General features: G+C 41.3%; 9 protein-coding genes and 1 other RNA gene. 8 read left to right on the top strand and 2 right to left on the bottom strand.

From position 1 onward, the window contains the following. The 7 genes from QZZ43_RS15670 to QZZ43_RS15640 all read left to right on the top strand — a co-directional run. A partial coding sequence (locus tag QZZ43_RS15670) for a gliding motility-associated C-terminal domain-containing protein (protein ID WP_291861361.1) occupies positions 1-459 on the top strand: 459 nt, incomplete at its 5' end. Positions 460-515: 56 nt separating this feature from the next. Continuing rightward, positions 516-1,445: a type IX secretion system membrane protein PorP/SprF gene (locus QZZ43_RS15665; protein ID WP_291861359.1), complete on the top strand. Its 930-nt coding sequence runs from the start codon at positions 516-518 to the stop codon at positions 1,443-1,445. A gap of 31 nt (positions 1,446-1,476) precedes the next feature. After that, the gene (locus QZZ43_RS15660) at positions 1,477-3,552 is read left to right on the top strand and encodes an OmpA family protein (RefSeq protein ID WP_291861357.1); all 2,076 of its coding nucleotides are present in this window, start codon (positions 1,477-1,479) and stop codon (positions 3,550-3,552) included. A gap of 38 nt (positions 3,553-3,590) precedes the next feature. Further along, complete coding sequence (locus QZZ43_RS15655; protein ID WP_291861355.1) at positions 3,591-4,226, top strand: SPOR domain-containing protein; 636 nt, start codon at positions 3,591-3,593, stop codon at positions 4,224-4,226. A gap of 21 nt (positions 4,227-4,247) precedes the next feature. Further along, positions 4,248-4,615: RNase P RNA component class A (gene rnpB / locus QZZ43_RS15650), an RNA gene on the top strand. A gap of 277 nt (positions 4,616-4,892) precedes the next feature. Then, on the top strand, positions 4,893-6,200 hold the full coding sequence (locus QZZ43_RS15645; protein WP_291861353.1) for a YihY/virulence factor BrkB family protein: 1,308 nt from the start codon (positions 4,893-4,895) through the stop codon (positions 6,198-6,200). A 641-nt stretch (positions 6,201-6,841) separates the two neighbouring features. After that, positions 6,842-7,648, top strand: a complete 807-nt coding sequence (locus QZZ43_RS15640) for a M48 family metallopeptidase (protein WP_291861351.1) — start codon at positions 6,842-6,844, stop codon at positions 7,646-7,648. A gap of 185 nt (positions 7,649-7,833) precedes the next feature. Here the strand turns inward: QZZ43_RS15640 and kdsA are convergent, their stop codons facing one another. Next, positions 7,834-8,655: a 3-deoxy-8-phosphooctulonate synthase gene (kdsA, locus tag QZZ43_RS15635; RefSeq protein ID WP_291861349.1), complete on the bottom strand. Its 822-nt coding sequence runs from the start codon at positions 8,653-8,655 to the stop codon at positions 7,834-7,836. Between the two features lie 181 nt (positions 8,656-8,836). Next, positions 8,837-10,111 (bottom strand): replication-associated recombination protein A, encoded by a 1,275-nt coding sequence (locus QZZ43_RS15630; protein WP_291861347.1) that lies wholly within the window; start codon positions 10,109-10,111, stop codon positions 8,837-8,839. A gap of 252 nt (positions 10,112-10,363) precedes the next feature. Between QZZ43_RS15630 and pta the strand changes: the two genes are divergently transcribed. Further along, on the top strand, positions 10,364-11,365 hold the full coding sequence (gene pta, locus QZZ43_RS15625) for a phosphate acetyltransferase (RefSeq protein WP_291861345.1): 1,002 nt from the start codon (positions 10,364-10,366) through the stop codon (positions 11,363-11,365). Positions 11,366-11,443 lie beyond the last annotated feature (78 nt).

Raw genomic sequence — 11,443 nt, 5'->3', positions numbered from 1 at the left:
TCTCCATTTATTCAGTACACGCGTCCTGCAGGGTTTGTTGGTAAAGATTCTGTGAGGTACACCATTAACATTGGAGTATGTCCGGATTCTAAAATTGACACTGGTTTAATTACCGTGATTGTTGGAAATGAAAAATTGCCCAACGACGAGGAGGTTCTGATACCAAATGCATTCTCACCCAATGGGGATGGTATGAATGACTATTTTGTATTGAGTGGTATTCCTGATGAAGGGCAAATAACACTTACAGTATTCAACCGCTGGGGAAATCTGGTATATGAATCTGAGGGCAGGAGGTACCAGAACGATTGGGACGGTAAATCAAATATAAGCAATATGGTTTCTATAGGAGAAGAGCTTCCAAACGGTGTATATTTTTATGTCATTTCGGTTAAGATGACTGTAGGAACGATTCTTAAAACCAAAGAATATAACGGATTTATAGAACTAAGACGATAATTTGATTATGGGATGCTGTTTGTTTGAGCAGCATCCTTTAACAAAACCCGACTCTTATGATAAGAATGATATTTATATTGGCATTCCTTGTGTTAACGGCGTTGAGTAGTCGTGCTCAGGACCAATATCAGTTTAACCATTATATTGCCAATCAGGGTTTACTGAACCCTGCATATAATGGAACACGCGACATTATTAGTGGCATCCTTATTCATCGTAATCAGTGGTTAGGATTCGAAGGAGCACCTATGAACCAGGCATTAAACGTGCATGGGCCGATCGAGGATACAGACCTGGGTGTGGGACTGATATTAGTGAACGACCATATTGGTTTTAGCAATACATTTGATGCTTTTGGAGCGGTTTCTTACAAGCTTCAGTTGGACACACGAGACCGATTTATCTCCTTTGGTTTGCAGGGTGGGGTGAGTTCTCTGGTTTACGACGGAACAAAAGCTGTTGTTGAAGAATATGGTGATCCTGTTTTTTACAGTAAGGAGAGTAAATTTGCCCTGAATTTTGGTTTTGGAGCATATTTCTATTCCGATACCTATTTTATCGGGTTTTCCATTCCGAAATTCTTCAGTAATCAATTCGATAATAATGCGGATAAGTTTAAAAATCAGCTGGATCCCAAAAATATGCATACCTATTTATATGGGGGGTATGTTTTCGAACTTGAAGATATTAGGATTAAGCCTACGCTTTTAATGAAACAGGTGTACGGTGCCCCTTTGCAGTTTGACGTTTCTGCAAATGTGATGTTTATGGAACGTTTTTGGCTTGGATTGTCTTACAGAACCGTTTCGGATGTTGTATTTTTGGGTGAATATATCATAAATGATCAGTTTACCGTGCGGTATTCTTTCGACTATCCGATAAGTAAGCTGAATCAGTTTAATAATTATGGAACCCATGAAATCAGTCTTCAGTTTGATTTTTCATTCAGCAAAAGACCGGGGATGCGTTCCATCAGATATTTTTAATCAGTCCATTCTCTACTGAAATCTTTGTCTTATGAAGCTAAATAAGTTTTTTTCACTGTTATTACTTTTTTCACTGGTCACAGTTGCGGTTTTGGGCCAAAGCCGTGAAGTCCGGCGTGGTAATAGTTTTTTTGAAGATGGTGAATGGTTTAAGGCCCTGGAATTGTTCGAAGAAGCGCGTGATGCCGGTGAAGATTTAAGTGTACAGACCCGGATTCGGATTGCGCATTGCTATTTTGAACTCAACAATATCGATGATGCTTTTAACATGTATATGGAGTTGGAACCGCAGCTCAAAGGGCAGGATTTATTTACTTATGCAAAAACCACCCATCGAATTGGATTCTATCAGGGCGCGATTGACCTTTACAAGCGTTGTTTGAACGAGGGAATCGGCAATCCTGCTCAAATTCAGGAATTGATCCGATCATGTGAGTTTGCTATCGAAAATGATGAGTTTAGTACAGAGGTCTATGTTAACCCATCCGATTTAGCAACCTATGGGCAGTCGTTTGGTATTCAGTATTATAAGGATGGGGTTGTTTATTCGTCCTCTTCAGGAAATAGTGATGAGCTGGATCGTTATGGAAGAGCTTTCCTGAATTTATATTATTCACCTATTGAAGATGGTGAAATGCAGGATCAACGTCTTTTTTCTGAAAATCTTGTTTTTGACTATCATGTTGGGGCTATTGCTTTTACTTCCGATGAAAAAATAATGTATTACACCAAAAGTGTAAGGGTTAGAGGCGGAGACAGCCGCATTAAAATATTTCGGGTATCCTTCGACGGAAAAGAATGGGGGAATGAAGAAGAACTGAGTATTAATAGTGATAAATATGACTGTGCTTATCCTGCAGTGACTCCTGATGATAAATACCTGATTTTTTCATCTAATATGAGTGGCGGACACGGTGCTACCGATCTTTATGTTGCCGAACGCCGTGGAAATGGCAAGTTTGGGCAGATTCGTAACCTTGGGGCCGAAATTAACACCTTTGGGGAAGAACGTTTTCCTTTTGTGAGTAAAGATTATAAATTGTATTTTGCCTCCAATGGTCACCTTGGTTTTGGGGGCTTAGATATTTTTGAAGCTGAGCATGAGGGCGGAACTACCTGGGCTAATCCTGTAAACCTCATGAAACCATATAACTCCAATAAAGATGATTTTGGGTATGTCATTGACCCTAAAGATCCACAACAAGGATTTCTTTCTTCCAACCGACTGGGAAGTGGAACAACTGATGCGATTTTTTATGTGGAGCCAAGAGGCGAAGAGGAAGAAAACTCAGATAGTGAAGAAGAAATGGTTCCTATGGGAGGAATAATTTATGATGAGGGTGAGTTAATTGTCGACCAGGGAAGTTCGGAACCGGAGCCGGAAGTTGTACCCACACCAGTAGTAGAGTCTGATCCTCTGCCGGAACCAGAAATTGATTTGTCTGTTTATCCTGACGCTTTTAGTACCACCGTAAGCAGTACTTTTAACGGCACCCAAATACCCGATGCGCTTATTGTTGTTAAAGATAATGTCGACAATGCACTGGTGGTTCGTGGAACGACCGACCGGAATGGGAAAGTTCATTTAATAATTCCCGATGAATATCGAAAAGAAAATCAATCTTTTAATATCACTATCTCAAAAGGGGAGGAGTTCAATAGCCGCAATATGTTGGTGGATATTATGGAGTTGGAAGACATTGCACGAAACGGCGTGGAGCTTACTCCAATTTTTGATGATGTGGAGCTGGATGATATTGGGACGATGGTTATCCCGTATCGCGGTGAAACAATTACTGCCGAAGGACAGAAAGTGCTGGATCAACTTGCCGTTTACCTGAAAAACCACCCTCGTGCAGTGGTCAAACTGAATGCACATACGGATGCCCGCGGAAATAAATACAACAATCTGCTTACTTCTCAAAAAGTTGCTGAAAATGCGAAGGAAATCATGATGGGAAAAGGAATTGAAAGTCAAAATTTGATTCCAAGGGGTTATGGTGAACGTTATTTGATTAATAAATGTAAGCGCGGTAAATTGTGTGATGAAAGCGAACACCTTGCCAACAGAAGAATTGAGGTTGTCGTCTGGAAAATGTTAGATTAAGAGCGTAACCCTGAACTGAATATATAGACTTGATAACGATGAGGAAAATACTTAAATATTCTCTTGTAGGTGCGATTATTTTGATACAATCGCTGATGTTTGAAGTCGGAGCGGATAAATTGGCTAAACTGAGAACAACAAAAAAAATTGTTCCTGTTAATGAGATTTCTGCTCCTTATTTTGCCGTACAAATTCTTGCCCTGAAGAAGGCTCCTCAGAGTTCTTCTTTCTTTAAAAATATTGATCAGGCAAATGAGTATGAGTGTGCAGATGGTTATGTAAGATATACCGTTGGCTCCTTTTCTTCAGCCGCCCAGGCACGTGCTGAAATATCCAGGGTAAAAGGTCTCGGGTATAGTGAGTGTTTTGTAGTGGATATAAGGTCGTATAATTTAAATGGTTCATCAGGAACGGGTAGTGGAGGTTTTAGGCCTGATGGAAATACAGTTTATACGATTCAGCTTGCCGCCTATAGATATCCTGTTTATGTGAGTGAATTTGAGGGTCTTGATGACGTTATGGAGTTTTATCTCAGCGACCGTATCTATCGCTATACCGTAGGTGAATATGTTGGAGAAGAGGCAGTAAATGAACTTTCGCGGGTAAAGGGAGAGGGATATCCTCAGGCACATTTGGTGCCGATTGAAAAGTACCGACCTTATCAAATTGAATAAAAAATTAATAACTTTGCATTTACAGCAAGCCGGCCTGTCGCCTGCCCATGGCAGGAGGAAAGTCCGGACAACACAGAGCACCGCGCTTCTTAACGGGAAGATGGTCGTGAGATCATGTAGGTGTAACAGAAAATAACCGCCTCAGGGTAAGGTTGAAAAGGTGGGGTAAGAGCCCACCGGTTTCGGTGGTGACATCGAAAGCCGTACATCCCGCGGGTTGCAAGACCATGTATATCACGGTACCTTTTGGTACGGAGCTGCTCGCTCCGGTTCCTTTTTATGGATGCCGCGAAGGGTAGGTTGCTAAAGGCTGCAGGTGACTGTAGCCGCAGATCAATGACAGGAACCCCTTGGGGTAACAGAATCCGGCTTACAGGCTTGCTGTTTTTTAATTTTTGATAAGTGCAAATAGTCCGGTGAACTTGATATAAGTTTATAGTCGCATGTGTATTTTTGGAGATTGCTTTGGACATGGCTCTCTCAATGACGGAACCTCCGGGGGACAGATAAGAGGTTGACAGATGGCAGGGCAGAGAAGCCGCCCTGCCATCTGTCAACCTCTTTCATATAAAAGTGAAAAGAGGTCTTGCAAGGGCTCGTCCCGAAGCAATCTCTAAACACAAAAAACGCTTCTTTTAACCACAACAAACAAACCACGAGTAGTCAATGGCGAATTTAATCAATAAAATTAAAGTCTTTTTGTTTGAAGATATATGGCGTATTCAGCGTGATGATACCTCAAAAAGACAGTTCTGGTTGATTCGTGGGCTTCGTATTTTTTCTCTGGCAGTAAGGCGCTTTATCATCGACCAGTGTCAAGTGAAAGCTTCAGCATTAACTTTTTTCTCCTTGTTGTCGGTTGTTCCTATTGCTGCAATGGCTTTTGGAATCGCGAAGGGGTTTGGTTTTCGTGAAGCATTGGAAGGAGAATTGCAAAAACGTTTGGCAGGACATGAAGAGGTGGTGGCCTGGATTCAGGATTTTGCGCTTGAGTATCTCGACAATACAAAGGGAGGCATGATTGCCGGTATTAGTTTGGTGGTGATACTGTTTGCCGTAATGCGACTGATGAATAGCATTGAGGAGTCGTTTAACGATATTTGGGATGTGAAAAAATCACGTCCGTTTATTAGAAAATTCAGCGATTATGTTTCGGTGATGATGATTGCGATTTTGTTGCTGGGTACCTCCAGTGGCCTGGTTGTTTTTGTTGCCAATAGTTTGCGTGACATTCAAATGGTAAGTTATGCCAGTAACTTTGTACTTTGGGTAGCTCCCTATTTCATGATTTGGCTTGTATTTTCCCTACTGTTCATGATAATGCCCAATACAAAAGTTAAAGCTGGTTCAGCTATTTTCGGAGGAATCATTGCCGGCACCTTGTTTTTGGGTGTTCAGTACGGATATGTTTACTTTCAGGTAGGCGTTTCTAAATACAATGCCATTTATGGAAGTTTTGCTGCGCTGCCCTTGTTCCTGGTTTGGATGCAGACCAGTTGGATGATTGTCTTTTTTGGTGCAGAACTTTCTTTTGCTTTTCAGAATGAACGAAGTTTCGAGTTTGAAGTGGACACAAGAAATATGAGCAATTATGCACACAAATTGGTTTCTTTACTAATTGTCAAATATGTAGTAAATGCTTTTGACAGGGGAGAGAAAAATCATTCTGTTAGCGAACTGGCTGAAAACCTGCGCTTGCCTATTAGGTTGGTAACCGACCTGGTTTACAAGCTTTTTGAAGCCGGAATTTTGGTTGAGGTAGAGGGTGATAGTAAAGAAGATACTGTTTTGTTGCCAGGTTACGATATCAATAAGATGGATGTGATTGGGGTTTTGCACCGTCTCGAAAATACCGGTTATTCCGAAACAATAATCGGAAGGTCTGATTCGGTTGGAGTTATCAAAAAGAAGATTGATCTTTTTGATAAAATGCTGGCAGAATCTACTGAAAATTCATTACTGAAAGAGTTGTAGATTGAATCTACTGTTCCTCAATTCTCTTTTCTTTACACTGCTTTCTCGTCAAACAAAACCGATCGTCACGAATTTTAGTTCTACTCTCAATTAAAAAACTTTGAGAGGTACTGTCTCCGCGTTTAGCCTTTATTATTCATGAGTTTTCTTCATGAGATGCATAAAATTACCAAAAACAAAAGTAACTCCCTCCAATCTGCTTAAAACCTTTTAAACCTTGTCATCTTGAGTAATTGGCCCAAAAAAGGTTGGGGCATAATGAATGTATGACAAGGGTGATGCCCATTATTAAAGTCCCGCAGAAAAGGTTAATTTTTGATTAGGTTTGGAGGATTCTTTGACAAGTAATGCACAGAGCTGAGGGGCCATCCACCATTTTATAGTCAAAGGCGAAGCGGAATCTACCATACCTAATTTGTTCATTGCGAGCAATGCAACTTGTCCCGGTTTATCTGGAAAGCAATCTATTTTCAACAAAAGCTTCTCCGGATAATAGTGATAATTTATGAATATCAAAGTTTCGGTCTTTTTAATCCACAAATGTTTTTCTTTATTGCCTTTTGAGCATTTAAGCGTAATATTTGTTATAATAATTGAGAGTGACGTTTAAACTGAGGTGGAAATCTCTAAAACTTTTGAAAATGGTACATAATATGGTTAAAAAGGTCGTAATGATTGCATTTCTGGCCTTTTTCGGGTATTCCTGCTCCACGGTACCCATTACAGGACGCCGGCAGCTAAATATGCTTCCTGAATCGGAGATGCTGGCAATGAGTTTTTCTCAATACAATCAGTTCCTGAAAGAAAACCAATTGTCTGGCGATAAAGACAAAGCTGAATTGGTTAAACGGGTTGGTGGACGGATTGCTGCTGCCGTTGAATCTTATTTCTCGGAGCATGGAATGAAAAAGAGAATAGAGGATTTTGCCTGGGAGTTTAATCTTGTTGATGATGATACACCGAATGCCTGGTGTATGCCTGGAGGAAAAGTGGTTGTTTATTCAGGGATCTTGCCTGTTACGCAGAATGAGACGGGATTGGCTGTGGTAATGGGACATGAAATTGCTCATGCGGTGGCACGCCATGGAAATGAACGTATGAGCCAGGAATTGACTGTTCAGTTAGGAGGTACCGCCGTTTCTATTTTGACTGAGGAAAAACCAGAACAGACAAAGAACATATTTATGGCTGCCTACGGTGTTGGGAGCCAATTGGCATACACACTACCATATTCTCGTACGCACGAATCAGAGGCTGATCAACTGGGCTTGATTTTTATGGCTATGGCAGGGTACAATCCCGAGGAGGCTGTTGAATTCTGGCAACGTATGGCCAACAATGGGGGGCAGAACCCACCAGAATTTCTTAGCACACACCCTTCGGATGAAACACGAATTCGAAAACTTCATGAGTTCATGCCCGAGGCTAAAAAGTATTATAAAAAATAACTGGTTTGGTTAAGACCGGGCCGATTTCCATTTGGCAACAATGGGGCTGTCTAAAAAGTCACTACATTGTTTTGTGTTGCGTGGGCAGAGTTCTTGTAGATTATTGACAATGAGAATTTTCACTTCGTTCAGGATGACAAGTAACACGAAGCCCATGACTTTTTGGACAACCTAATTGTTGATTTTTAAAAGTCCTTTACCGCATTTCTAATGGTTGCCAGTCTTTCAAGCAGGTCTTTCAGATGATCTAAATGCAACATGTTGGCCCCGTCACTTTTGGCATTGGCCGGATCGAAATGGGTTTCCAGAAAAATGCCATCTGCACCTACTGCAATACCTGCTTTTGCTACTGTTTCGATTAATTCGGGTTGGCCTCCGGTAACTCCTGAAACCTGATTGGGTTGCTGAAGCGAGTGGGTGATGTCCAACACAACCGGAACGTTCATCTTTTTCATGGTGGGAATACCCCTGTAATCCACTATGAGATCCTGATATCCAAAAGTTGTTCCACGATCTGTAACCATTACCTGATTGTTTCCGCTGTCTCTCACTTTATCAATGGCAAAAATCATGGATTCAGGGGCCAGAAACTGACCTTTTTTGATGCTGACCACTTTACCTGTTTTTGCAGCTGCTACAAGAATATCGGTTTGCCGGCACAAAAAAGCAGGAACCTGCAATATATCTACATATTCGGCCGCCATTTCTGCTTCTTCTGCCGAATGAAAATCGGTAATGACCGGAACATCAAATGTTTCGGATACCTTTCTAAGAATTCTTAAAGCTTTTTGGTCCCCTATTCCAGTAAAAGAGTCTATTCGTGACCGGTTGGCTTTCCGGTATGATCCTTTAAATACATAAGGGATTCTTAACTTATCTGTGATTTTAACTGCTTTTTCGGCAATTTTAAGGGCCATTTCTTCGCTTTCGATGGCACATGGGCCTGCAAGCAGGAAAAACTGTCCGCTATCGGTATTTTTTATTTTTGGGATGGTGTTTATATTCATGACCAATGTGTTTTTAGTTTGTGGTGTATTTCGTTATATTTTGGTTGGTTAGAAAACTGGCAATATCTCAATTTTGGAGCCAAAACTCAAGATGCTTAAATATACTTTACCCGGTTTGGCCTGATCACTGTTTTTACCCTATGTTTCTTATGTGTTTATTCTTTTCTGTACGAACCTTCAGTTAACTCTTTTTCCACAATTGATTCATCCGCTCTGTAATTTTACTTTCCTGTGGATTTTTTTGTGGTGCAAATAAAGTTGTGTTTTTCAGTTCGTCGGGTAAATAATCCTGAATTACAAAGTTGTTGTCAAAGCTGTGCGGATATTTATATTCTTTCCCGTAGTCCATCTTCTTCATAAGCTTTGTTGGGGCATTGCGAAGGTGCAATGGTACGGGAAGGTTTCCTGTTTTTCTGACCACTTCCTGGGCCTGGTTGATTGCCATATAAGCAGAATTACTTTTGGGACTTGTAGCTAGATAGATGGTAACTTCACTCAAAATAATGCGGGCCTCAGGCCAGCCAACCATTTTAATGGCTTCAAAAGCGTTGGTGGCCAATAGAAGGGCATTTGGATTTGCCAGGCCGACATCTTCTGATGCCGATATGATAAGCCTGCGGGCAATAAATTTTGGATCTTCTCCGCCTTCTACCATTCTGGCCAGCCAATATACTGCTGCATCGGGGGCACTGCCTCTGATGGATTTGATAAATGCAGAAATAATGTCGTAGTGCATTTCCCCGTTCTTATCATATTGAGCCGGGTTTTGCTGCAATTGCCGAGTTACATTTTCATTGGTGATTTCAATAGTTTCATTTTCGTTGAAGGAGTTTGTGATGAGCTCAATGATATTAAGAAATTTTCGGGCATCACCACCTGCAAATCGGAATAGTGCCTCGTCATTCTTCAACTTTACGGTTCTGTGTTTCAAAACAGTGTCCTCCCGGAAAATCCTTTCGAAAAGCACCATTAAATCTTCGTTTTCCAGTGGTTTTAAAACATACACCTGACAACGGGACAAGAGGGGAGAGATGACTTCGAAGGATGGGTTTTCGGTGGTTGCGCCGATGAGGGTAACCACCCCTTCCTCTACGGCCCCCAACAGGCTGTCTTGTTGTGATTTACTGAAACGGTGAATTTCATCAATAAAAAGAATAGGTGAAGCTGAATTGAAAAACCTGGCTTTTCTTGCTTTTTCAATGGCTTCTCTAACATCTTTAACACCTGAGTTGACTGCTGACAGTACATAAAACGGCCGTTCCAGTTGGTGGGCGATAATCCGGGCCAAAGTAGTTTTCCCGACACCGGGAGGGCCCCATAAGATAATGCTGGATATCCGTTGCGAAGATACCATCTGGTACAATACTGCACCTTCGCCAACAAGGTGTTTCTGCCCAATATAGTGTTCCAGGGTTTGTGGACGCATTCGTTCTGCCAGTGGTGGATAACCGCTCATAAAATGTCTATCTTTTTTGCAAAGTTAACAAACAATGGTGGATATTTTGGTTTTTTCGGCAGGGAGGTTTGTACTTTTAGTGGCAGTTGTTTTATAATCAAAAAAAGTGTAACTTCCATTAAGCTAGAAAGGATGGTTGTATTTCTGTCTGCCGATTAAGCTCTGTTGTTAAACATCTTAAATAATGATAAAAAGCAGGTGAAATCGGTGCAAATCCACTAATTTTGCATAACTAAAAAATACTAAATAACTATGGATTTTGTTAATCAATTGAAGGAGCGTGCCGCTAAAAATAAAAAACGTATTGTTTTGCCCGAAGGTCTTGAAGAAAGAACCCTTAAGGCAGCTGATGTAATTCTTGAAGAAGGGTTTGCTGATGTGATTCTTATTGGGAATCCTGAGGCCATTAAAGAAGAAGCCCGCAGGCACGTTTTAAAAAATATTTCCAAAGCTACCATTGTTGATCCGAAAGCCCATGACAAGAAGGAGGAATATACCGACTTGCTGTATGATTTACGAAAGAAGAAAGGACTCACCAGAGAACAGGCTTCTCAACTGGTAGAGAATCCGTTGTATTTGTCTGTCCTTATGATTAAAAACGGGGATGCCGATGGTGAAGTGGCAGGAGCCGAGAATGCAACAGGTGATGTTTTACGTCCTGCTTTCCAGATCGTTAAAACAAAACCCGGTATTAGCGTGGTTTCGGGTGCTTTTATTATGGTGCTGAAAGACAAAGAGTTTGGGGAAGATGGCATTATTGTTTTTGCTGATGGCGCCGTTCATCCTTATCCTTCCACGGAAGAACTTGCTGAAATTGCTGTTGCTACCGGACAAACAACGCGGAGCCTGTTAGGTATTGAACCCCGTGTAGCCATGTTGAGCTTTTCTACCAAAGGGAGTGCAAAACATGAAATGGTTGATAAGGTGGTGAAAGCCACTGAATTAGCCAGGGAAAAAGATCCAACTTTGAAAATTGACGGAGAATTACAGGTTGATGCCGCCATTATTCCGGAAATTGCTAAAAAGAAAGCACCTGGTAGTGAGATTGCCGGCCATGCTAATGTATTTATTTTTCCTTCGCTGGAAACAGGAAATATAGCTTACAAACTGGTACAGCGGTTGGCTCATGCCGAAGCCATTGGGCCGGTGTTGCAGGGAATGGCTGCTCCCATTAATGACCTTTCCCGTGGCTGCTCGGTAAGTGATATTGTGAGCCTGGCAGCAATTACAGCCAATCAGGCTATTGCAGAATAATATAACTTGAAGAGGCCGGATTTCGGCCTTTTTTGCCTGGTAGCTTTGGTTTATCAGGTTAAGTAAAAACGAAAAACA

The sequence above is a fragment of the Marinilabilia sp. genome (assembly GCF_016278715.1).
Taxonomy (GTDB): Bacteria; Bacteroidota; Bacteroidia; order Bacteroidales; family Marinilabiliaceae; genus Marinilabilia.
This window is presented reverse-complemented; position numbering and strand designations above follow the sequence as displayed.

Excerpts from the sequence above, each read along its gene's own strand:
- kdsA (WP_291861349.1), bottom strand. The coding sequence starts at position 8,655 with ATGAATATAAACACCATCCCAAAAATAAAAAATACCGATAGCGGACAG.
- QZZ43_RS15640 (WP_291861351.1), top strand. The coding sequence starts at position 6,842 with ATGGTACATAATATGGTTAAAAAGGTCGTAATGATTGCATTTCTGGCC.
- QZZ43_RS15630 (WP_291861347.1), bottom strand. The coding sequence starts at position 10,111 with ATGAGCGGTTATCCACCACTGGCAGAACGAATGCGTCCACAAACCCTG.
- pta (WP_291861345.1), top strand. The coding sequence starts at position 10,364 with ATGGATTTTGTTAATCAATTGAAGGAGCGTGCCGCTAAAAATAAAAAA.
- QZZ43_RS15645 (WP_291861353.1), top strand. The coding sequence starts at position 4,893 with ATGGCGAATTTAATCAATAAAATTAAAGTCTTTTTGTTTGAAGATATA.
- QZZ43_RS15660 (WP_291861357.1), top strand. The coding sequence starts at position 1,477 with ATGAAGCTAAATAAGTTTTTTTCACTGTTATTACTTTTTTCACTGGTC.
- QZZ43_RS15665 (WP_291861359.1), top strand. The coding sequence starts at position 516 with ATGATAAGAATGATATTTATATTGGCATTCCTTGTGTTAACGGCGTTG.
- QZZ43_RS15655 (WP_291861355.1), top strand. The coding sequence starts at position 3,591 with ATGAGGAAAATACTTAAATATTCTCTTGTAGGTGCGATTATTTTGATA.